Source organism: Stenotrophomonas nitritireducens, assembly GCF_050984405.1.
Taxonomy (GTDB): Bacteria; Pseudomonadota; Gammaproteobacteria; order Xanthomonadales; family Xanthomonadaceae; genus Stenotrophomonas; species Stenotrophomonas nitritireducens_B.
In genome coordinates this window covers 1,245,272-1,265,934 of sequence record NZ_CP158790.1, presented here as the reverse complement: position 1 = coordinate 1,265,934, position 20,663 = coordinate 1,245,272, and the positions used below count along the sequence as shown (strand labels likewise).

The following is a 20,663-nucleotide window of genomic DNA, read 5'->3' as shown; positions in this document are numbered from 1 at the left end:
ACTGCCGCCCGCTACGGAAACACGGCCAAACAAAAAGGCGGATGGCATTGCTGCCATCCGCCTCAGTACCACCTCGATATCTGAGCGGCTGCATGCAGCCGCTCAGAACATCATTACAGCTTGGTGGTCGGGGTCAGCCAGGTGTCGTTACCCTTTTCCGGGGTCAGGTCGGTGACCACGCCGTCCTGGTGACGGTTCAGAGCCGAAGCCTGCAGGTCAGCGCACTCAGCGGTGACACGGACGTACCACTTGCCGGTGCCGTCGCCGAAGCCGCCGGTCACGCCAGCAGCGGTGGCAGCGCCTTCCAGCACTTCCGAGTTGACCTGCTTCGAGCCATGCGGAGCCAGGGTCAGCTTGACTTCGCCGCTGTGCTTGCCGGCGTCGTCCTTGGCGTCGATGGTGATGGGGCAGATCTGCGCGGTGTTGTTGGTCAGACGCAGGAACGACTGAGCAGTCGGGTTGCCGGCCGGGTTGACGTTCTGGAAGATGATCGTCGTGCCGTTCAGGCGCAGCGGCAGCAGGTCGAAGTTGTACACCGGCGGATCAACACGCTGCTGTTCCAGGTTGTACTTGACTTCCAGCGAGCCGGCCAGGTTCTGGGCCTGCATCTCGGCAGCGTGGTTGGCGCCGAAGCACACGAACACGGTCGACGGCGACGGCGGAGCGTTGGTGACGTTCTGCCACAGAGCGCTGTTGGCCGGGCTGGTGAAGGTGGCAACGCCAGCGGCGACAACGCCGTTGGTGAAGGCACCGGCAGCCTTGGTGCAGCCAGCGTTCTGGTCCAGCCACACGCGGTTGCCGCCGAACGCGGTCAGGTCGCTGCCGGTCACCTTGACGACGATGTCCGCGGTGGACACGACGTTGTAGTTCGGCAGGGCAGCCGTGGCGCTGAAGTTGTTGACGTAGGAACCCGGGGCGGCGCCAGCGGTTTCAATCGCCTTGGCCACGTCCAGGGTCACGCTACCAGCGTTGAAGGTCGCCTGATCGTCCGCACCCACGATGCCGACGCTGGAGAAGAACGTCTTGCGCGGATCGGCGCCGACGTCGATGGTGGTGGCGACGTTACCCTGGGTCGGATCGGCTTCGACCACCAGGCCCCACTTGGACTTGGCGTAGTCGACCTTGCCGGCCAGGATCTGGATGCCGTTGGCGTCCTGCACGGTGATCTGCGAGGTGATGTTGCTGTTGGTGAACAGGCCGTTGACCAGGTTCTTGATCTTGGCGCTGTTCAGCTGCAGGAAGTAGTCACCCGCCGCACCGATGGTGCCGGCGCCGGTGGCGGTGTACTGGAAGTTCAGCTCGTTGCCGTTGTAGTTGGCAGTGCCCGGCACGTAGGCGATGGCAGCGCCGGCGCCGCCGGTCTGCGCACCTTCCAGGAACAGCTGCACCAGGGTATCAGCCGGGTAGGTGCTGTCGAAGGTGGCGCCCTGGCCCAGGGTGACCTTCACGGTCAGCACGTCGCCAGCGGCGATGTTGCTGATGCGGTTGGTGGTGTTGTCGCTGGTCTCGGCGATCAGCTGCAGGCCATTCGGGCTGTCGATGGACTTGGTGTCGTCGACGAACAGATCCTTGGCGTAGGTGATCTGCTGGCCAGCGATGTACTGGTACTTCGCGGCCGAGGCAATGCTCGGGATTGCCAGCGCGCCCACCACAGCGGCGGTCAGCAGGCTCTTGTTGAACTTCGTCATGTGAATCAACTCCGTTGAGTTTTTTTAGTTAACTAAAAAAGAAACTTCCTGATACAGCAGTAGCCGTTACCGGTCACCTGACCTACCCCGGTACCGTCGGGCCAGCCCGTTGGCAAACCGGTCGCTTTAGGCGAGCGTGGAAAAGAATTCTTCCCCATGATCCCCGTAGAGCAAGCTACCGGGCGAACGTTAACCAAGCCTTACTTGGCCGTCAAGCCCGAACAAGGCTTTTTGCCAATGGCTCCGCCGTTCACCACCACCATTCGTGGGATGACACGCCGGTTCAGGCGAGTTGCGAAACCTGACATCCGCCCAGCCGAGGGGATGAGCGAAGCAGTCAGGATTCACTTGAATGAATAGCCTTGTCAAGCCGCCGCGTCAGAGGCATGCGGCAGACGCGGCCTGCCGGAGGTGACTGGAAGAACATGGCGCCCTCCCCCGGCAGGGGGAGGCGAAGTCAGACCGCGATATCGTTGGCGCTGGTGATCGCCAGGATGATGCCGATCATGATCACGCCGATGGCCCCGCCGATCAGCAGGATGGCCACGGGCTCGAGCAGGGCAAGGAACTGCTTCATGCGCGTACGTCCCGAGTCCTCGCACAACCTTGCCAGGGATTGCAGCATGGTCGGCAACTCCCCCGAACGCTCCCCCACGCGGACCAGGTTGTAGCCGGTCGCCGTCAGGGTCTGCTGCTCCTCCAGGGCATCAGCCAGAGGTACGCCGTTCCGCACGTTGCGCGAGACCTCGTCCAGACGGGCCCTGCGCCCCGGGGCAATGACGCTCGCCTGGGCGAGCCCCAGCGCGTCCATCAGGGGAACACGATTGGAAAGCAAGGTCGCCAGCACCCTGGCCCAGGTAGCCGTTTCGGACTCCACACGCCATGCCCCCAGCACGGGCAGCCGCTCCAGTCCCTCAAGCCAGCGCGCCCGGGTCTCCGGATTGCGCAATACCACCATCAGCCAGGCAATCAGGGCGACCACAAGCAGCAGCACGCCGACGTACCACTGGCGCAGGAACATTCCCGTATTCAGCACGGCGGAAGCCAGCCAAGGCAGGTCATCGGCGCGCTTGAGCAACGCGGCGAACTTGGGCACGACGAAGGTGAACATCATCACCACCGCCCCCAAGCCGGCACAGATCAGCACTGCCGGATATGTAAGGGCTTGGCGGATCTCGGAACGTACGGTCTGGTCATACTCCATCTGCTCCACCACATCATGGAGCGCACGGCCCAGAAGGCCTGATTTTTCACCACTGCGTACGACCGTGGCGACATAGCGGGGCAGAGGCAGACCGGTGGCCTCGAGAGCAGCGGAGAACGCCTGTCCTTGCCGCAAGCCTGCGGCAATGCCCTCGAAAGCGGCCACCAGCTGCGGATGATGAACCGAGCGCACCTGCGCGGCGACGGCCTCGGCCAGCCCGACACCCGCCCCAAGGAGCGTGGACAGCTCATGGAAGGCGAGGATCAGATCCCGCTGGCGCAGCCGTGACGCCCGTACGCCGGGCCGGCGTCGCACGACCTCGGCAGGCAGCACGGCCACCACGGACAACCCGCGCCGCTCCAGTTGGCGGGCGGCCTCGCGCTCGGTCTGGGCGGCGACCACCCCCTCCAGCGCAGCCCCTTCGGCATTGAACGCCTTATAGCGGTATTGAGGCATGGTTCAGACCGCCGTCACGCGAAGCACTTCTTCCACCGAGGTCACGCCCTGCCAGGCCTTGAGCAGGCCATCCTCGCGCAGGAAGCGGCAGCCACGACCGCGAGCCATGGCCTTGAGCTCGGCATGGCTGGCGCCGGCCACCACCGCCTGCTGCATTTCCTCGTCCACCGGGATCAACTCATAGATGCCGACACGGCCACGGTAACCCGAGTGCTGGCAGCGCTCGCAGCCCACCGCCTCCCGCCACTGCGCCGGGGCATCCCCGAGCACCTTGCCGGCCCACTGCGCGGCCTCCGCGGCAATGGCCGGCAGTACGTGGGCGGCAGGCCTCGCGCAATGCGGGCACAGGCGCCGCACCAGTCGCTGCGCCTGCAGGCCCTTGACCGGGGTGGCGACAAGGAACGGCTCGACCCCCATGTCGATCAGGCGGGTGAAGGCGCCGATGGCATCGTTGGTGTGCACCGTGGACAGCACCAGATGGCCGGTGAGGGCCGATTGGATGGCGATTTCGGCGGTTTCACGGTCGCGGATCTCGCCGACCATGATCACGTCAGGATCCTGGCGCAGGATGGAGCGCAGGGCGCTGGCGAAGGTCAGCCCGATGTCGGCATGGGTCTGGATCTGGGTGATGCGCGGCAGCTGGAACTCCACCGGGTCCTCGACGGTGATGATCTTCTTCATGCCGTCGTCGGCAGCAGACAGGGTCGCGTACAGGGTCGTGGACTTGCCCGAGCCTGTCGGCCCGGTCACCAGCAGGATGCCGTGCGCCTCGCGGCTCCAGGCCCCCAGCAGGGCCAGGTGATCCGGAGCCATGCCCAGCCGCTCCAGCCCCAGGTCCTTGCGCTCCTTGGGCAACAGGCGCAGCACGATGGACTCGCCATGGACACCCGGCAAGGCGGAAGCACGGATATCCATGGCCTGGCCGCTGGCGCGCACGCTCATGCGACCATCCTGCGGCAGACGGCGCTCGGCGATATCCATACCCGAGATCAACTTCAACCGCGAGGCCACCGCGTTGAAGCGCTCACGTGGCAACTGCAGGCGGGCATAGAGCACACCGTCGATGCGAAAGCGCACGACGAACTGATGCTCGTCCGGTTCCAGATGGATATCCGAGGCCCGCTGCTCCACCGCCTGCGCCAGCAGGCTGTTGACCAGCTCCACCACGGGCGCCTCTTCGGCCAGTTCGCGCAGGTGGCGGACGTCGTCGCCGCCATAACCCGACGCCACCAGTCCATGGGCCAGTTTGTCCAGCGTGCTTTCCATCAACTGAGCGGCTGCCAGCACGCTCCGCACGGACTGGCCGGGATAAAGATAGGCCAAGGTTTCCTGCAACGCCGGCTCAAGCGGATCGCGGCTGGCACACCAGATCAGACCCTCTGGATCCTGCCAGAGCAGCACTTCCTGGTCCTGCATCCAGTCCACCGATACCGGCTCCTCGCCGGGGACTACCCAGGACTCGACCTCGGGCAGGATCACCTCGCGCCCTGCCAAGGGGATGCCAAGCTGCTCCGACAGGACCGCCAGCAACTGCTCTTCGGACAGGGCACCAATACGCATCAGCAGGCTGCCCAACCGCCCGCCCACGTTGCCCTGCAGCTCCAGCGCACGCTCCAGATCGGCCGGCCCGATGGCGCCACGGGCGATCAACATCTGGCCCAGGAGATCGGGAGCGGAAGTATCCGCCAGCGACGGGACGGGGAAATCAGCGGCGGTGTTCATGAAAGCCTGCGGTGCATTCGAAAGTTTGGAAAGGTATCAGAGCACATCGGCAAAGCCCGGGCGCAGCGCCCGGAATACACCAAGCCCCAGCGCCAACACGATCACGGCGGCGACCGAATACCCCGTCATCGACACGGGATCCGGCCACCGCCCATGGAATACCGCTTGGCGCATTGCCTCGACAGGCCAACTGATGGGATTGGCCGCCACCGCGCCCGCGAGCAGGGGCGGAACCATCGATCGGGGATAGAGCACCGCACCCGTGAACAGCGCGACAGTCACCAGTACCGACACGACCTGCGCCAGATCTCGCAGATAGACCCCCAGAGCGGCGAAGGCCATGGCGATGCCGTACAGCATCGCCAAGTACGGCACGAGGATCGCCGGCACCACGACCAGTTGCCAGTGCAGGCCCGTCCCCCATACCGCATTGACACCGCAAACCAGGAGCAACCCGAGCAGCATGTGCACCAAAGCGGCCCCCAGCGGCACGGCGACCAGCACCGGCAACGGAAACACGATCTTGCGGACGAAATTGCTGTTGCGCTGCAGGAGAGAAGGCGCCTGGCCAACGGTTTCGGCAAGCAGGCCATGCACCAGCAATCCAAGGAACAGGTTGAGGGCGAACCCCAGGTGATCGTTCTCGGCCAGGCCCGGCCAGCGCGCGCGGAACACGGCTCCGAACACGAACCCGTAGACCGCCAACATGGTCAATGGCAACAGGAAGGGCCAGGCCCTTCCAAGCAGCGTGCCACGATAGCGTACCGCCAGGTCCTGCGACACCAGGGTCCGCCACAATGCGAGATACCCGGCGCCGCGGGAAAGGGACTTGGAAACCATGAACGACCACACGATGCCTGCTGTCAGTTGAATAGGTTAGCAGCCGGGCCCCTGCCCTGATGCGCCCTTTGGCAAAGCTGCTAGACTGCGATCCGTTTTTCCATACATTGTGTACTGCCTCAGATGAACATCGCACGCCCCCGCTCCGGCACCGTCCCGCGCGCGCGCCGCGCCATCCAAGGCTTCACCCTGCTGGAAATGATCGTGGTGCTGGTCATCATCGGCCTGATCATGGGCCTGGTAGGCCCCCGGCTTTTCAGCCAGGCAGACAAGGCCAAGGTTCAGACGGCCGAAACACAGGTGAAGATGCTCAAAGGCACCCTTGAAACCATGCGTCTGGACATCGGCCGGTATCCGACGCAGGAAGAAGGACTGAAGCTGCTGGTACAGCAGCCCACCGACAGCAAGCTCGCGCAGCGCTGGAAGGGCCCCTATCTGGAAGACGGCCTGCCGGACGATCCATGGGGCAACGCTTACCAGTATTCGCCGCAACCTACCGGCACGCATTCTTTCGTTCTTTATTCCTACGGCGCGGACGGCAAGGACGGCGGCACGGGATACGACGCCGACCTGGGCCAGCTCCCCAAACAATGACCCCCCGCCCGCAGGGCTACACCCTGCTGGAGATGGTCGTGGTAATGGCCATCATCGCCATCGCCACGGCCATCGCCGCCCCGCCCAGCTACAGAATGGTCCGCTCCTGGCAGGAAGCCACGCAGGTAGAGGATGTCATACAGCAACTGGAACGCCTGCCCAGTACGGTACGCGCCAGCGGCAACCCGCTGTCTGCAGACGCCGGCGGCGGCATCGACCTTGTCAACCTGCCACAGGACTGGGCGTTGCGCATGGAGACGCCGTTGCGAGTGCAGGCCAACGGCGCTTGCTCTCAGGCACAGGGCACACTGGTGACCTCCTACCAGACCGTCGAGTTCCGGGTACTGGCGCCGTTCTGCCGCATCGAACGGATTACCCCATGACACCCCGGTTTGCTCCGCGCAACGGCCAGCAGGGCTTCTCCCTGCTGGAGGCGATCGTCGCCCTGACCATCATGGCGACATGCCTGCTCGCACTGTATGCATGGCTGTCCACCAGCACGTTCGCACTGGGACGCGCGCGCGCCAGCGCACTTTCCCTCCAGGATGCCCGGGCAGCAAGGGCCGTCATCGAAACCATCAATCCAATGGCCGAACCGGGAGGCACCCGCGAACTCCCCCCGCTGGAAATCCGCTGGACGACCCGCCCCCTCACGGAGCGACGCACCGGCATGAGCCGCGCAGGCACCGCAACCCAGTTCGACTTCCGCCTTTATGAGGTCGATGTCGAGGTGAGGCGGGAAGGTACCGTCGTGCGCGATTTCACCCTGCGCAAGGCCGGCTGGGAAGCCGCACGTCCGCTCCTGCCGGCGGAGGACTGAGCATGCGCCGACAGGACGGCCTGACGCTGCTGGAGATGCTGGTCGTGCTGCTGATCGCCAGCATGGCGATCTCCCTGGGCTACCAGTCCCTGGGACAATGGCAGCGGGCGAATGCCGCGATCTCCAGCATAAGCGGCGCCACCCAGCAGGCGACCCTTACCGAGTATTGGTTCGAGAGCTCGCTGCGGAGCCTGATCCCCTTGCAGGAGGTGGAATTCCAGGGCGCCCGCGACCGGCTTTCAGGTATCGCGACCCAGCCAACCCAATCACACCAAGGTGGCGCCACCGGGACCGAATGGTCCACGCGCCACGAAGGTGCGAACCAATTTCTGACCTTGGTGGAAGACGGCAAGCAACTCGACCTTCCCTTGCCCGGCGTTGTCAGCGCCACCTTCGGCTACCTGGACAAGGAGGGCCGGACACATGATCAATGGCCGCCCAAACTGGGGCTGCACGACCACCTGCCCGCCGTCATCCTGTTGAGGCAAGAGATGGACGACGGTACCCAGAGAATATGGGCAGCGAATATTGCCGGGGCGCACAACCCACGCTTCAACCCGTTCGAGGCCGACCTTGACTGACCGCACCCCACGCGCCGATCAAGGGTTCGTACTCGTCATCGTGCTCGCGATCCTGGTCGTACTGGCCCTGTTGGCCGCGGCAACCGCGACATCCGCCGAACGGGCGATCCACGCAGCCCAGGCCGATGCCGACCGCTTCCAGAGCGAACTGGCCATGGCAGGCACCCGGGAAACCCTTCTGTTCATGCTGGCGACACAGCGGCAGACCATCGCAGGACTGACCGTCAACGAGTCCGACGCCAAGGCCAGCACGGCGATGAGCCTCGACGACCCGGACGGTTTCACCGCCCTGCCAGTGGGCAACGAGATCCGTCTGGACAGCACGCCCTATCAGGGCCTGGAGAACACGCGGTTTTCCCTCCAGGATGACCGTGGCCTGCTGAGCGTGAACTGGGCCGCCCCCATCCTTCGCCAGTCCTTCTACAGGTCGCTCGGAATTGCCAGCGACCAATGGAGCGGCCTTGAAGCCAAGCTGCTGGATTACCAGGATGCAGATGACCTGCACCGGCTAGATGGCGCCGAGAAGAGTCATTACGCCTCGGCTGGACTCCCGCCCCCAACCAACCGCACCCTTGCCACGCCACTGGAACTTCGGCGGGTACTGGGCTGGAACGAGGCCCTGGCCGGCATGGACGACAGCACCCTGCTGTCCATGTTCACCATGACCCGCGGCTCGGACCTGAACATCAATACCGCCCCCCCGCAGGTACTGGGGCTGCTGCCGGGATTGACCCCAGAAAACACCGCCCGGATAGTGGAACTGCGCCGCTCCACCCCCTTCCTGTCCACGGCCCAGGCACAACAGAACTTCGGCATCGGCGCGGTATTCGACGAGGGCCTGGCCCTCTTTGCAAAACCCTCCGGCAACCTTATCCTATGGGATCATCATTCCGGTGCACGTCACCTCCTGCATTGGACACTAACGCCTTTCGAGGTCAATGGCCTTCCGTGGCGTATTGATTACGAGGTCATCCTCCCACGTGGCAACGAATCCGATCAGGCCGTGGTTGGCTCGCCTTCGACACCGCTTTTCCCCGCGCAGGGTGCGCCTGGGGAGCAACAGTAACCTGTCCCTGGAAGGTGGCGGAAGCGACACCTTGGTCTGCCTGGTCGGCCGAGAGCTGTGTCTTTTCACCACGGTCGATGCCAGCAAGGCTCCCACCAAGCAGCGCAAGGAGTTCGCGGCAATGGCGGTGCGCCGGCTCGCGCCATTCGCCGATGCCGACTTCGACGCCGCGTGGTCTGCCGATGGGACCGTGGCCATCTGGTACTGGTCCCGTTCCCGGATCGCCGCGCTCGCCTCCTCAGAACAGGGCCGGCGCAAACGTTTCGTAGCCGAAGCCCCGCACGTAGGCTCGCCCCGCACGGAAGGCGTCGAATTGTTGCAGCTTGTCGAGGGCTTCGAAGCAAGGGCGTGGAAGGCAGGGCACCTGCAGGCAAGCCGCTGGTGGCCGGAATTGCCTGCCGCCGATCAATGGCGGGATTTTCTGCGGGGCACCGGGCAGATCGCCCTGGCCCAACCGGGAATCCCTGAGTCCGTGACCGCTCCGATTGCGGCAAGCCCCTGGAATCGTGCGCCATCCAGTACTGAAAAATTGCAGCTCTCCGGCCTGGATCAATACCTCCCTCGGGTAGCGCTGGCTCTGGCAATGCTGTTCCTGGTGTTGGCCGGCGGTCAGATCGGCAGCATCGCACGCGCACAGCTGGACATCTGGCGTGCACAATCTGCCGCCAACGACCTCGACGCTCCGCTCAAGCGCATCCTCGACGCCCGCGAGGCCACCGACAAGGCCAGCGCCGAAGTGAGCCAGCTGCTGGCGCTGCAGGCGCTCCGGCCGACCATTTCGCTGATGGCGGAGTTCACCCGGCTGATGGCAGGCAAGGATTGGCAGGTCACCAAGTGGAACCAGCCCACCCCGGACACTCTGGAGGTAAACCTGCTGGCCCCGGGCAGCAATCCCGAGGAACTCGTTTCGAGCTGGGAGGCCTCCCCGATGTTCAAGGGAGTCACCACGGAACTGGGGCGTGACAACGAGTTGACGATCAAGGCTACGGTGACACCTCCGCCCGGCCGTGCTGGGACCGAGGCGCCATGAAGGCTTTCGAAGCACAGATCCGCGAGCTGAAACGACAGCTTGAGGCAAGCCCTTGGCTCAAGTGGGCCGGACTGGCGATCGCGTTGTTGCTGGCAGCCTTCGTTCTGCAGAGCATGGACGGCGTGCGTACCGAACGGCAGAAGGCCGCCATAGAAGCCGAGCAGAATCTCAGACGCATCCTTTCCCTGAAAGGACAGGATGCCTGGCTGGAGCGGGAGAAGAATGCGCAACAACTGCGCGATGCGCTGACTGCGCAACTGCCCGGGGTGGCCACGCCGGGCATGGCGCAAGCCGCATTGCAAAGCTGGCTGCGGGGTGTTACGGCCAGCTTTGATTCAAAACAGAATGTGACGATCCGCGTGAATCGATCAGGCCCCGTTGACGGGATGCCCGACGTAATACGGGTCAACGCCGCCTTGAATGGCGCCCTTTCCCCCCGGCAATCGCTGGGCCTGCTGCGCCAGATCGAGAACTCCCCAAACCTGATCGCCGTGGAAACGCTTACCGTGCTCAGCGATGACAGCAATACCCTGCATCTCACGGTGAACGCTTACTACAGGGTCACGGGAGCCGCGACGCCATGATGGCCCGTCGTCGCCACCTCCTGCTGGGCGCCGCCCTCCTCGTTGGCCTGGGCGCTGGAGCAGCCTGGCCACCACCACCGCTTCCCAAGCTTGCCGCGAACGGTGATGAGTGGAGCCTGCCGAGTGCCGCCGATGCCGCGCGCCACTCCCCCCAGGACATGGCTGCGGTCACCAGCGGCCTGCGCTGGAGGGGAGACGCCAGCGGAGCGGCCAGCAGCTCTTGGCGTCTGGCGGGCATCGTCAACGATGGAGGCCCGGCAATCCTGGTAATGACCCCCGATGCGCCGGGCAAGGCACAGCGCTTCGCGGTGGGCGCAACATTGCCCGACGGCAGCGTTCTGGAATCCGCCCGGGGCGACCGCGCTACAACCAGGCGTGATGCATGCAATACCACTTATCAGCTGTTCCAAGCCCAAGCCGTGGACAGATCCGGCGAATGTGAGGAAGCGGAAGTACCCGACCAAGGAACAAACGAATGACGCATCACCGCCGCCCCATGATTGGCCTCGCCGCATTCGGTGCAGCGCTGCTGGCCGGCTGCAGCACTACGCCGGTGTTGACCATCCCTGCTTCGTTGCCGTTGCCACCGAAATCCGAATCGGCACAGCCCGGCGAGATCCAGATCGGCGATCCGGACACTCGTCCGCAGAGCCTGGTGGTGACCGATACGCCACGCGTCGGGCAGTCGGGAGCTTCCAGCGCCGGCCTCAATGTTCGGGACGACCTCCCGCCGATGTACAGCGGGCCGGTCAACGTCAATGTACAGAACGTCCCCGTACCGGTATTCGCGAACGAAGTCTTCGGCAACCTGCTGGATCTGAACGTCAGCATGGCGCCCGACGTGGCTTCCCTGCAGGAACTCGTCACCCTTCGTTCCGAAGCCAAGCAGAAGCCGCAGGACCTGTTCGTACTGGCGCGCCAGGTGCTCGCCGAATACGGCGTCCTGGTCAGCGTCGAGGGCAAGCTGGTGCGGTTGACCAAGGGAACGGCCGGCAGCTCGACCAATCCACCGTTGATCATCAGCGGCCGTGCTTCGCCCACCGTTCCAATGACCCACCGACCCGTTTTCCAGCTGGTGGAACTGGAGGTCATCCGCAGCGGCGACGCGCTTCGTTGGCTGAACACCTTGTTCGGACAGGACGTCAAGGTGCTTGATGAGTCCGGCCGCAATTCGATCATCATCAGCGGCAAACCATCGCAGGTGCAGCAGGCCATCGAGGCGCTGCGCGTTTTTGATCGCCCCCTGATGCGCGGTCGCATCAGTGCCCGGCTGGAACCGGCATTCATGAATGCCGAGCAGCTCGCGGTGCAGCTGATGGAAGTACTGAATACCCAAGGCTATGGCACCGCCCGTTCGGCAGGTTCGCCTTCAAGCGTGATCGTGCTGCCGATTCCGGCGGTCAACTCTGTGCTGATTTTCACCAGCAGCCAAGAGACGCTGGACTATGCGGTTTCGTGGGCCAAGGAACTGGACCGCCCCAGCCAGCAGGCAGGCACCCAGTCTCTGTTCTATTACCAGGTGAAGAACACCAAGGCTGCAGACCTGGCCAGCGTGCTTGGTGGCACGGCTACGCCTTCTCCGAGCGCGGCCGCTACGCCGCCGCCGACATCCAGCACCGCGCCGACACCCGTTGCCGCACAACAGCCTGCCGGCCGCAACGCTCCTCCGGTCCCCGGTGTGCTGCAGGTTGACGAGCCGCGCAATGCGCTGATCTACCAAGGCGACCCGGCGCAGTGGGAACGCATGCTGACCCTGATCAGGCAGATGGATCGCGCTCCACGCCAGGTGATGATCGAGGTCACCATCGCCGAGATCACCTTGAACAATACCACCGAGGTCGGCCTGAACTGGTTCGCCAAGCAAGGCTTCGGCCGCTTCAACGGCAATGTATGGTCGGGAGCGAAGTCCGGCGGCACTGCTGGCGAGGGCGGCCCTGGCAGCGGACTGACCTGGCTCCTCGATGTGGCCGGCCAGAATCGCGTCATGCTGTCGGCAATGGCGCAGGACAACCGCGTCAACATCCTTTCGACCCCGCGCCTTCTGGTCAAGAGCGGTAGCGAAGCGTCGATGGACGTGGGCGACGAGATCCCCACCGTCACCATGACCACGACCTCCAATCAGCAGACGGGCGGCAACACCAACCTGCTGCAGTCGATCCAGTACCGCAAGACCGGCGTACTGCTGAAGATCAAGCCCACCATCTATTCCGACGATCGCGTGGACATCGACCTGACCCAGGAGGTCAGCAAGGCCAGCGACGAGGCACCGGCCGTGTCCAATGCGGCCTCGACCGCCTCGCCCACGATCCGCAACCGTGCCCTGACCACCTCCCTGACCTTGAAGGATGGCCAGACGATCGTCATGGGAGGCCTCATCAGCAACGACGATACCCGCGGCAACACCGGCATTCCGCTGGTGAAGGACATTCCGCTGCTCGGCAACCTGTTCAAGAGCACCAAGAAGGTAACCGAGAAGAAGGAGCTGGTCCTCATCATCGTTCCCTACATCGTCGAGAACGACGATCAGGCCAATGCCGTCAGCCAGGCCGTCATTGACCGTCTCGAGTACCTGGATCTGACGCCCGCCACTCCGATCCAGCCCGTTTCGCCCGCGCAACCGTCCCCCCTTCCGCCCACCCACTGATCACCGGCCACCATGCCATGAACAAGAACCTCCTCATCACCAGTTTCCTCACCGTTTTGGCCGTCAGCGGCTGCGCTCGCCGCGAGGAAACGGAGCCCGCTGCAGGCACCGAGACTCCCCAGGCCGCCAGCGCGAACACCCGCGAAGAAATAGAGAAGCAGGCGCCAGCCGCCACCATCGCGCCGGTGAACGTGCAGGTCACGCTGACGCCGGCCGCCGAAGCCGCCCTCAAGTCCAAATCCGAGAAAGTGATGGTCGTGGCAGCCTATTCCGGCGATCCCCGCGCCTCCGAACAGGCGCAGAAGCTTGCCGATACCTCCGGTACGATCAAGCTGGGCGAGAACAAGCAGCTCATCGACGGTGCCGGATCGCTTACGTTCCAGGACGACGTCATCGATAAATCGCGCCTCGGTTTTACCTTTGGTGAAGTACAGGTGACCATCAACGTCACCTCGTCGAAGAGTTCGACTCCCGAGAATCTGCTGGCTTGCCCGTTCTATTGGGAAACCCTGGCCGAGGCCAGCAAGCAGACCGTGAAGATCGACTGCAAGGCGATGTCGGAAGTCCAGCACTGAGGCCTACAGCCTGCATGTGTCGGACCCCATGAAGAAAGGGCCGCAAGGCCCTTTCTTTTATCTGATCAAGCCGGTCGACCGGTTAGGGCGCCAAAGCCATTTCCAGATCCCGGCGCAGATCCCCGACATCCTCCACCCCCACGCTCAACCGCACCAGCGCATCGCTGATGCCCAGTTGTTCGCGGCGGACCGGAGGAATCGAGGCGTGGGTCATCACCGCCGGGTGGTTGACCAGGCTTTCCACGCCGCCCAGTGACTCGGCCAGGGTGAACAGTTCGGTGCGTTCGCAGAAGCGCCTGGCGGCTTCGAACCCGCCCTTGAGCACGATGGAGACGATGCCGCCGTAGCCGCTCATCTGCCGGGATGCCAGCGCATGCTGCGGGTGCGAGGCCAGCCCCGGGTAGATCACCTTCTCGACGGCGGGATGGGCTTCCAACCAATGGGCCAGCTCCAGCGCGTTGGCGCAGTGGGCCTTCATGCGCAGCGGCAGCGTCTTCAGCCCGCGCAGGGCCAGGAAGCTGTCGAACGGCCCCTGCACGCCGCCCACCGAGTTCTGCAGGAAGGCCATCTGTTCGGCCAGTTCGGCGTTGTCGCCGACGACGACCATGCCGCCGACCATGTCCGAGTGGCCATTGAGGTACTTGGTGGCCGAGTGCACGACGATGTCCGCGCCCAGCTGCAGCGGACGCTGCAGCATCGGCGAGGCGAAGGTGTTGTCCACCACCACGATCAGGCCATGGCGCCGGGCGATGGCCGCGACCGCGGCAATATCCACGATCTTCAGCATCGGGTTGGTGGGCGTTTCGATCCACACCATCTTCGTCTTCGGTGTGATCGCCGCCTCAAACGCGGCCGGATCGGTCAGGTCGACGAAGCTGAAATCCAGCCCGGCGGTGCGGCGGCGCACGCGCTCGAACAGGCGGAAGCTGCCACCGTAGATGTCGTCCATAGCCACCACGTGGCTGCCGGCATCGAGCAGCTCGATCACCGTAGAGGTCGCGGCCATGCCCGAGGCAAACGCATAAGCGCGGCTGCCGTCTTCCAGCGCGGCCACGCAGCGCTCGTACGCGAAACGGGTCGGATTATGGGTCCGCGAATACTCGAAGCCTTGGTGCACGCCCGGGCTGGACTGCGCATAGGTCGAGGTCGCGTAGATCGGCGGCATGACCGCGCCGGTGCTGGGGTCCGGCGACTGGCCGCCGTGGATGGCCAAGGTGGCAAGCGACAGGCTGCGCTCGCCTTCCTGGCTGCGTGAATGCGGGTCCGTCATGGTGCTTTCCGGCTCAAAGAGGTGGAATTCTACCGGGACGACCTGAACCGGCCGTTCCGGTGGCAGCGCTCACTGCACCCGCCGCCGCAGGTAGTTCAGCAGATCGATGCGGGTGATCAGGCCGAGGAAATCGGCGCCGTCCATGATGATGGCGACCTGGCCGCGGTCGAACACCGGCAGCAGCGCCTCGATCGGCGACTTGACGTCCAGCCGGTCGAGCTTGCTGACCATGGCGATGGCCACCGGGTCGCGGAAGCGCGCCTCGTCGCCGTAGACGTGCAGCAGCACGTCGCTCTCGTCGATGATGCCCACCAGGCGGTTGCCGTCCATCACCGGCAGCTGCGACACGTCGTACAGCTTCATTCGCTGGTAGGCGGTGGTCAGCAGGTCGTTCGGGCCGACCACCACGGTGTCGCGCTGGCTGTACGGGCGCAGGATCAGGTCGCGCAGGTCGCCGTACTGCGGGCGTTCGAGGAAGCCGTTGTCCAGCATCCAGTAGTCGTTGTACATCTTCGACAGGTACTTGTTGCCGGTGTCCGGCACCAGCACCAGCACCTTTTTCGGTTCGGTCTGCTCGCGGCAGTACTTCAGCGCCGCGGCCAGCAGCGTGCCGGTGGAGGAACCGCCGAGGATGCCCTCCTTGCCCAGCAGTTCGCGCGCGGTGTGGAAGCTCTCCGCGTCGGTGATGGCGTAGGCCTTCTTCACCCGGCTGAAATCGGAGATGGACGGCAGGAAATCCTCGCCGATGCCTTCCACCAGCCACGAGCCCGACTTCTCGTTGAGCGTGCCGTCGTTGATGTATTCGGCCAGGATCGACCCGACCGGGTCGGCCAGCACCAGTTCGGTCCCGGGCGACAGCCGGGCGAAGGCGCGCGACAGGCCGGTCATGGTGCCGGAGCTGCCGCAGCCGAACACGATGGCGTCCAGTTCGCCCCCCATCTGTTCGATGATCTCCGGGCCGGTGCCGAACTCGTGCGCGGCCGGGTTGTCCGGGTTGCCGAACTGGTTGATGAAATAGGTGCCCGGCGTGCGCTCGGCGATGGTCCTGGCCAGGTCCTGATAGTACTCGGGGTGGCCCTTGGCCACGTCCGAACGGGTCAGCACCACCTCGGCGCCCATCGCCTTGAGGTTGAAGATCTTCTCCCGGCTCATCTTGTCCGGGACCACCAGGATCAGCTTGTAGCCCTTCTGCTGGGCGACCAGCGCAAGGCCCAGGCCGGTATTGCCGGCGGTGCCTTCCACCAGCGTCGCGCCGGGCTTGAGGTCGCCGCGCTTCTCCGCCGCCTCGATCATCGACAGGCCGATGCGGTCCTTGATGGACCCGCCCGGGTTGGCGCTTTCGAGCTTGAGGTACAGCTCGCAGACACCGGCATCCAGGCGCTGGGCCTTGACGATCGGCGTGCGCCCGATGAGTTCGAGTACGGAGGAATGGATTGCCATCGATATGCTTGGGATCGCGCCGCGTGGCGGCCGGAGCCCGATTATCCGATGGATATGCCCGAAAGTCAGGCGACGATTGGTTGGTGCGTCATTGCCAGCCCGCCTTACCGAAGTGACGCGGGCAATGGCGGCCGACGAGGAGGCCACCATTGCCCGCGACCGAAAGACTCAGCGTGGGGAAGGTTCAGTTGAGCCGGTCTTCATAGATCCGCAGAAGCTTCTGCTTGGCCAGCAGCTTTTCGCGTTTCATCTGCCCCAGGGTCAGATCGTCGATGGGGAGTACGCCCAGTTCGGCATCCATGCACTTCTTGTTCAGCTTCTGGTGCTGCTGATAAAGCTGCTTGAACTCCGGGTTGGCCTTGATCAACGCGTCGATCTCGTTCTGCGGCTGCCCTTCGAACATGACTACCTCCTTCGTGCGGAAACACGAACGCCCCGGCCTTGCGGCACGGGGCGTTCCGGGATGGAGATCCGGACGGGGCACGGCCGAACCCCGGCCGTCTTCCGGTCCATTCCCCGGAAGCTGTCTGGTACTGGTTCGCGCCACGGTTGCACTGGCCCGGTCCTCCGCTGTCCGGACGACGAAAATGTCGCCCGGACGATTGACCCTACGCCTGAAAAAAGGTTCCGGCAAGAGGATCGGAGGAGCCTGAAAAGGTTCAGGAACCACCGCACGTTCAGCCTTCACGGCAGTTGTGCGCGGCATCCCAAAGCACCTGCAAAGCAACCACAACCCGTAGTGCTGGAGTGGGTCAATGACCCGCTCCATAGGTGCCAGTGGAAGCGGCCGGGATCAGGGTACGACGATCACCTCGGCCGAACGGGCGCGCGTGGCGGCGGCTTTCTTGCCGTTGGCCTGGATCCGGTTGGCAGCGACACCACCGGCCACCAGCGCGTCCTTCAGCGCCTGTGCGCGGCGCTGGCCGACGCCGCTGGCGCTGTCGTAGCCCTCGACGATCACCCGGCCCTTCCTGCCGATGTTCAGGTATTCGGACAGGGCCTTGAGCTGGTCGCGCGCCGCGCTGGACGGCGTTGCCTGACCCGCGGCGAAGGCGTCGCCGGCAAGGGTGAAGATCTCGCCGCGCGCCTCGAACTTCGACGCCGGCAGTTTCTGGCCCGACACCAGCTCGGCTTCCTCGCGCGCCAGCCTGGCCGCGTTCTGCTGGGCGGTGCTTACCCGGGCGGCCTGCTTGCCGGCCACGCTGGTCAGCGCGGCCTCGGCATCCTGCCGGGCCAGGATCTCGGCCTCGGCGGCCTGGCGCAGGCGTTCGGCCTCCTCGGCCTGGATCTGCGCCTGCACGCGCAGGCGCTCGGCCTCCTGGCGGGCGCGGGCGGCCTCGCGGCGGCTGGCCTCGACCAGCAGTTCGCTGCGGGTGCGTTCCAGCTGGTCGACCTCGCGCCGCGCCGCTTCGGCGCGGGCGCTGGTCTCGGCGATCGTCACCCGGCGCTCGGCGAGGTAGCGCGCCTGGTCAAGCTCCTTGCGCCTGGCCTTGGCCAGCACGGCGATCGCCTGTTGCGCCTGCAGCCGCTCCAGCGCTGCAACGTCGGCGGTGCGCGTGTCGGCCTGCAGTGCGATCAGGCGCTGGTTCAACATCGCCACGGCCGGGTCTTCGGCGGCCGCCGCCAGCATCGGCACGGCCAACAGGCCGGCCACGAGCAGAGTACGGATACCCATCAGCGCGTCTCCCCGGTCGCCAGCTGGCGTTGCAGCCGTTCCACCTCGGCCTTGCGCTGGGCGAGCATGGCCTGCGCCACCGCTTCCTCGCTCTGCGCGCGGGCCAGGTCGGCGTCGACGGCGGCGCGCTGCGCCAGCAGGGGCGCCTGTTTGCGCTCGCGGCGGTCGCCGGCGGCGCGCTGGGCCTGTTCCAGTTGCTGCCGGGCCAGGGCCATGGTGTCCGGCGCGTACTGGTCGGCATCGGCGCGGTCGGCGCGTTCCACCGCCTGTTGCGCGGCGAGCAGGTCGGCCGCGGCCGGATCCTGCGCCATCGCGCTGGCACAGAGCGCAGATGCGCACGCGGTCACATACAGGAGATGTCGCAAGTGTGCGAAGCTAGGTTTCATTGGGGAGCCGTCGCGGAAGGTTGAGCGCGGCCATTGTCGTCAAGGCCGCCGTGTGCTTGCAACGGCGGGCGGCCATTGCCCGGGGAATCGCATCCATGGATATCGGCTATTTCCTGAAGCTGATGACCGAAAAGAACGCTTCGGACATGTTCCTGACCACGGGAGCGCCTGTCCACATCAAGATCGAGGGAAAGCTTTATCCGCTGGGCAATACCGGCCTGCCGCCGGGCATGGTCAAGAAGATCGCCTACTCGCTGATGGACGAGGGCCAGGTACCGCAGTTCGAGCGCGACCTGGAGCTGAACATGGCCATCGCGCTGGCCGACGTGGGCCGCTTCCGCGTGAACGTGTTCAAGCAGCGCGGCGAAGTGGGCATGGTGATCCGCGCGATCAAGAACCGGATTCCCTCGATCGAGGAGCTGAAGCTGCCGGACGTGCTCAAGGACGTGATCATGACCCCGCGCGGGCTGGTGCTGGTGGTCGGCTCCACCGGCTCGGGCAAGTCCACCTCGCTGGCGTCGATGATCGACCACCGCAACGCCACCACCACCGGGCACATCCTCACCATCGAGGATCCGATCGAGTTCCTGCACCGGCACAAGCAGTCCATCGTCAACCAGCGCGAGGTCGGCCTGGACACGCACGCCTTCCACAACGCGCTGAAGAACGCGATGCGCGAGGCGCCGGACGTGATCCTGATCGGCGAGATCCTCGACGCCGAGACGATGGAGGCGGCCATCGCCTTCGCCGAGACCGGCCACCTCTGCCTGGCCACGCTGCACTCCAACAACGCCGACCAGACCATCGAGCGCATCCTCAACTTCTTCCCCGAGAGCGCGCACCGCAACGTGCTGATGAACCTGTCGCTGAACCTGCGCGCGGTGATCAGCCAGCGCCTGGTCAAGGGCACCGACGGCCGCCGCCGGCCCGCCACCGAGGTGCTGATCAACACACCGATGATCCGCGACCTGCTGCGCCGCGGGCAGGTGCACGAGATCAAGCAGGCGATGGAGCAGTCGCTGGAGGAAGGCATGCACAGCTTCGACCAGTGCCTGTTCCGGCTGGCCAAGGACGGGCTGATCGAGCAGGAAGAAGCGCTGCGCGCGGCCGATTCGCGCGACGGGCTGGCGCTCAAGTTCCGCCTGTCCGAAGGCGCCAGCGGCGAGCACGACCCCTATGCGGATTTCTCCGCGCCGGCGGCGCCGGCGGCGATCACGCACGGGTTCTGAAGCCGGGAACGGGGAAGCGGGAAAAGGAATGGAGGTTTGCCGCTGGCTGCTGCCAGCGGCGCCGATTCCCGCCTTGTTGCGCGTCACCCGGAGAATCCATCGCCCCTGGGAAAGTCCACGCACCGATAAAGCGTCACTCCCTTTTCCCGCCTCCCTGCTCCCCGCCCTCAAGCCGCATCCGGCTGGTTTTCCGGCCGCGCGGCGTCGAACGCCGGCAGCGCCAGGCAGGCGGCCTCGATCCGCTGCAGGGTCGGGAAGGCGTCCAGATCCAGGTGGAAGCGGCGCGCGTTGTACAGCTGCGGCACCAGGCAGCAGTCGGCCAGCCCCGGCGCATCGCCATGGCAGAAGCGGCCGGTCTGCGCCGAGCCGGCCAGCGCCGTCTCCATCGCGGCAAAGCCGGTGCGCATCCAGTGCAGGATCCATTCGTCGCGCTCGGCCTGCGGCACGTTCCATTCCTGGTCGAAGAACTGCAGCACGCGCAGGTTGTTGAGCGGGTGGATGTCGCAGGCCACCAGCTGCGCCAGCGCGCGCACCCGCGCCCGTCCGGCGGCGTCGGTCGGCAGCAGGGCCGGCTGCGGGTGGGTGTCTTCCAGATACTCGAGGATCGCCAGCGACTGGGTCAGCACCCGCTCGCCGTCGCGCAGCGTCGGCACCAGTTCCTGCGGGTTGAGCGCGGCATAGGCCGGCGCGTGCTGCTGGCCGCCGTCGCGCACCAGGTGTACCGGCACGATGGCGTAGTCCAGCCCTTTCAGGTTCAGGCCGATGCGTACGCGGTAGGCGGCGCTGGAACGCCAGTAGCTGTAGAGCGTCAATGCCTGTTGCATGTCCGTTTCCTGTTGCCTGCAGGCCACCATACCCG

At 65.2% G+C, this 20,663-nt stretch carries 21 protein-coding genes; 11 read left to right on the top strand and 10 right to left on the bottom strand.

Annotated features, from left to right (window positions below):
- Positions 1-113: 113 nt before the first annotated feature.
- The 4 genes from ABTV91_RS05320 to ABTV91_RS05305 form a co-directional block, all read right to left on the bottom strand.
- A complete protein-coding gene (locus ABTV91_RS05320; protein ID WP_433853565.1) occupies positions 114-1,688 on the bottom strand; it encodes a hypothetical protein in 1,575 nt (524 codons plus the stop codon).
- 457 nt (positions 1,689-2,145) lie between these two features.
- On the bottom strand, positions 2,146-3,348 hold the full coding sequence (locus tag ABTV91_RS05315; RefSeq protein ID WP_433853564.1) for a type II secretion system F family protein: 1,203 nt from the start codon (positions 3,346-3,348) through the stop codon (positions 2,146-2,148).
- Between the two features lie 3 nt (positions 3,349-3,351).
- Positions 3,352-5,070, bottom strand: coding sequence for a GspE/PulE family protein (locus ABTV91_RS05310; protein WP_433853563.1), 1,719 nt, complete (start codon positions 5,068-5,070; stop codon positions 3,352-3,354).
- A gap of 36 nt (positions 5,071-5,106) precedes the next feature.
- Complete coding sequence (locus ABTV91_RS05305; protein ID WP_433853562.1) at positions 5,107-5,910, bottom strand: ABC transporter permease; 804 nt, start codon at positions 5,908-5,910, stop codon at positions 5,107-5,109.
- A 123-nt stretch (positions 5,911-6,033) separates the two neighbouring features.
- Between ABTV91_RS05305 and gspG the strand changes: the two genes are divergently transcribed.
- Genes gspG through ABTV91_RS05255 form a run of 10 tightly spaced genes read left to right on the top strand, consistent with a single transcriptional unit; the run spans position 6,034 to position 13,804 of the window.
- On the top strand, positions 6,034-6,504 hold the full coding sequence (gene gspG, locus ABTV91_RS05300) for a type II secretion system major pseudopilin GspG (RefSeq protein WP_433853561.1): 471 nt from the start codon (positions 6,034-6,036) through the stop codon (positions 6,502-6,504).
- Positions 6,501-6,887, top strand: a complete 387-nt coding sequence (locus ABTV91_RS05295; protein WP_433853560.1) for a prepilin-type N-terminal cleavage/methylation domain-containing protein — start codon at positions 6,501-6,503, stop codon at positions 6,885-6,887. Before gspG ends, ABTV91_RS05295 begins: the two co-directional genes overlap by 4 nt.
- A complete protein-coding gene (locus tag ABTV91_RS05290; RefSeq protein ID WP_433853559.1) occupies positions 6,884-7,324 on the top strand; it encodes a type IV pilus modification PilV family protein in 441 nt (146 codons plus the stop codon). The genes ABTV91_RS05295 and ABTV91_RS05290 overlap by 4 nt, the downstream gene beginning before the upstream one ends.
- A gap of 2 nt (positions 7,325-7,326) precedes the next feature.
- On the top strand, positions 7,327-7,905 hold the full coding sequence (locus ABTV91_RS05285; RefSeq protein ID WP_433853558.1) for a PulJ/GspJ family protein: 579 nt from the start codon (positions 7,327-7,329) through the stop codon (positions 7,903-7,905).
- Positions 7,898-8,971 carry a type II secretion system protein GspK gene (locus ABTV91_RS05280; protein WP_433853557.1) on the top strand — a complete coding sequence of 358 codons (1,074 nt, stop codon included), beginning with the start codon at positions 7,898-7,900 and terminating at the stop codon, positions 8,969-8,971. Before ABTV91_RS05285 ends, ABTV91_RS05280 begins: the two co-directional genes overlap by 8 nt.
- A gap of 31 nt (positions 8,972-9,002) precedes the next feature.
- On the top strand, positions 9,003-10,001 hold the full coding sequence (locus ABTV91_RS05275; protein ID WP_433853556.1) for a hypothetical protein: 999 nt from the start codon (positions 9,003-9,005) through the stop codon (positions 9,999-10,001).
- Positions 9,998-10,585 carry a hypothetical protein gene (locus ABTV91_RS05270; RefSeq protein ID WP_433853555.1) on the top strand — a complete coding sequence of 196 codons (588 nt, stop codon included), beginning with the start codon at positions 9,998-10,000 and terminating at the stop codon, positions 10,583-10,585. Before ABTV91_RS05275 ends, ABTV91_RS05270 begins: the two co-directional genes overlap by 4 nt.
- Positions 10,582-11,064 (top strand): hypothetical protein, encoded by a 483-nt coding sequence (locus ABTV91_RS05265; protein ID WP_433853554.1) that lies wholly within the window; start codon positions 10,582-10,584, stop codon positions 11,062-11,064. Before ABTV91_RS05270 ends, ABTV91_RS05265 begins: the two co-directional genes overlap by 4 nt.
- A complete protein-coding gene (locus tag ABTV91_RS05260) occupies positions 11,061-13,229 on the top strand; it encodes a secretin N-terminal domain-containing protein (RefSeq protein WP_433853553.1) in 2,169 nt (722 codons plus the stop codon). The genes ABTV91_RS05265 and ABTV91_RS05260 overlap by 4 nt, the downstream gene beginning before the upstream one ends.
- A 17-nt stretch (positions 13,230-13,246) precedes the next feature.
- Positions 13,247-13,804: a hypothetical protein gene (locus ABTV91_RS05255; protein WP_433853552.1), complete on the top strand. Its 558-nt coding sequence runs from the start codon at positions 13,247-13,249 to the stop codon at positions 13,802-13,804.
- An 82-nt stretch (positions 13,805-13,886) separates the two neighbouring features.
- Here ABTV91_RS05255 and ABTV91_RS05250 read toward each other — a convergent pair whose 3' ends face one another.
- From ABTV91_RS05250 to ABTV91_RS05230, 5 genes are all read right to left on the bottom strand, one after another.
- Positions 13,887-15,074: a cystathionine gamma-synthase gene (locus ABTV91_RS05250; RefSeq protein ID WP_433853551.1), complete on the bottom strand. Its 1,188-nt coding sequence runs from the start codon at positions 15,072-15,074 to the stop codon at positions 13,887-13,889.
- Between the two features lie 69 nt (positions 15,075-15,143).
- Entirely contained in the window at positions 15,144-16,514 is a 1,371-nt protein-coding gene (locus ABTV91_RS05245; RefSeq protein WP_433853550.1) for a pyridoxal-phosphate dependent enzyme, read from the bottom strand.
- A gap of 184 nt (positions 16,515-16,698) precedes the next feature.
- On the bottom strand, positions 16,699-16,917 hold the full coding sequence (locus ABTV91_RS05240; protein WP_433853549.1) for a YdcH family protein: 219 nt from the start codon (positions 16,915-16,917) through the stop codon (positions 16,699-16,701).
- A 390-nt stretch (positions 16,918-17,307) separates the two neighbouring features.
- Positions 17,308-18,189, bottom strand: coding sequence for a hypothetical protein (locus ABTV91_RS05235; RefSeq protein WP_433853548.1), 882 nt, complete (start codon positions 18,187-18,189; stop codon positions 17,308-17,310).
- Positions 18,189-18,575: a DUF4398 domain-containing protein gene (locus ABTV91_RS05230; RefSeq protein WP_433853547.1), complete on the bottom strand. Its 387-nt coding sequence runs from the start codon at positions 18,573-18,575 to the stop codon at positions 18,189-18,191. Before ABTV91_RS05230 ends, ABTV91_RS05235 begins: the two co-directional genes overlap by 1 nt.
- A 95-nt stretch (positions 18,576-18,670) precedes the next feature.
- Here ABTV91_RS05230 and ABTV91_RS05225 point away from each other — a divergent pair, with 95 nt between their 5' ends.
- Positions 18,671-19,804 (top strand): PilT/PilU family type 4a pilus ATPase, encoded by a 1,134-nt coding sequence (locus ABTV91_RS05225; RefSeq protein ID WP_153193368.1) that lies wholly within the window; start codon positions 18,671-18,673, stop codon positions 19,802-19,804.
- A 167-nt stretch (positions 19,805-19,971) separates the two neighbouring features.
- Here ABTV91_RS05225 and maiA read toward each other — a convergent pair whose 3' ends face one another.
- Positions 19,972-20,628 (bottom strand): maleylacetoacetate isomerase, encoded by a 657-nt coding sequence (gene maiA, locus ABTV91_RS05220; protein ID WP_433853546.1) that lies wholly within the window; start codon positions 20,626-20,628, stop codon positions 19,972-19,974.
- Positions 20,629-20,663: the final 35 nt, after the last annotated feature.

Excerpts from the sequence above, each read along its gene's own strand:
- ABTV91_RS05260 (WP_433853553.1), top strand. The coding sequence starts at position 11,061 with ATGACGCATCACCGCCGCCCCATGATTGGCCTCGCCGCATTCGGTGCA.
- ABTV91_RS05245 (WP_433853550.1), bottom strand. The coding sequence starts at position 16,514 with ATGGCAATCCATTCCTCCGTACTCGAACTCATCGGGCGCACGCCGATC.
- ABTV91_RS05230 (WP_433853547.1), bottom strand. The coding sequence starts at position 18,575 with ATGAAACCTAGCTTCGCACACTTGCGACATCTCCTGTATGTGACCGCG.
- ABTV91_RS05240 (WP_433853549.1), bottom strand. The coding sequence starts at position 16,917 with ATGTTCGAAGGGCAGCCGCAGAACGAGATCGACGCGTTGATCAAGGCC.
- ABTV91_RS05285 (WP_433853558.1), top strand. The coding sequence starts at position 7,327 with ATGCGCCGACAGGACGGCCTGACGCTGCTGGAGATGCTGGTCGTGCTG.
- ABTV91_RS05225 (WP_153193368.1), top strand. The coding sequence starts at position 18,671 with ATGGATATCGGCTATTTCCTGAAGCTGATGACCGAAAAGAACGCTTCG.
- ABTV91_RS05305 (WP_433853562.1), bottom strand. The coding sequence starts at position 5,910 with ATGGTTTCCAAGTCCCTTTCCCGCGGCGCCGGGTATCTCGCATTGTGG.
- maiA (WP_433853546.1), bottom strand. The coding sequence starts at position 20,628 with ATGCAACAGGCATTGACGCTCTACAGCTACTGGCGTTCCAGCGCCGCC.
- ABTV91_RS05315 (WP_433853564.1), bottom strand. The coding sequence starts at position 3,348 with ATGCCTCAATACCGCTATAAGGCGTTCAATGCCGAAGGGGCTGCGCTG.
- ABTV91_RS05295 (WP_433853560.1), top strand. The coding sequence starts at position 6,501 with ATGACCCCCCGCCCGCAGGGCTACACCCTGCTGGAGATGGTCGTGGTA.
- gspG (WP_433853561.1), top strand. The coding sequence starts at position 6,034 with ATGAACATCGCACGCCCCCGCTCCGGCACCGTCCCGCGCGCGCGCCGC.
- ABTV91_RS05255 (WP_433853552.1), top strand. The coding sequence starts at position 13,247 with ATGAACAAGAACCTCCTCATCACCAGTTTCCTCACCGTTTTGGCCGTC.
- ABTV91_RS05265 (WP_433853554.1), top strand. The coding sequence starts at position 10,582 with ATGATGGCCCGTCGTCGCCACCTCCTGCTGGGCGCCGCCCTCCTCGTT.
- ABTV91_RS05235 (WP_433853548.1), bottom strand. The coding sequence starts at position 18,189 with ATGGGTATCCGTACTCTGCTCGTGGCCGGCCTGTTGGCCGTGCCGATG.
- ABTV91_RS05320 (WP_433853565.1), bottom strand. The coding sequence starts at position 1,688 with ATGACGAAGTTCAACAAGAGCCTGCTGACCGCCGCTGTGGTGGGCGCG.
- ABTV91_RS05270 (WP_433853555.1), top strand. The coding sequence starts at position 9,998 with ATGAAGGCTTTCGAAGCACAGATCCGCGAGCTGAAACGACAGCTTGAG.
- ABTV91_RS05310 (WP_433853563.1), bottom strand. The coding sequence starts at position 5,070 with ATGAACACCGCCGCTGATTTCCCCGTCCCGTCGCTGGCGGATACTTCC.
- ABTV91_RS05250 (WP_433853551.1), bottom strand. The coding sequence starts at position 15,074 with ATGACGGACCCGCATTCACGCAGCCAGGAAGGCGAGCGCAGCCTGTCG.
- ABTV91_RS05290 (WP_433853559.1), top strand. The coding sequence starts at position 6,884 with ATGACACCCCGGTTTGCTCCGCGCAACGGCCAGCAGGGCTTCTCCCTG.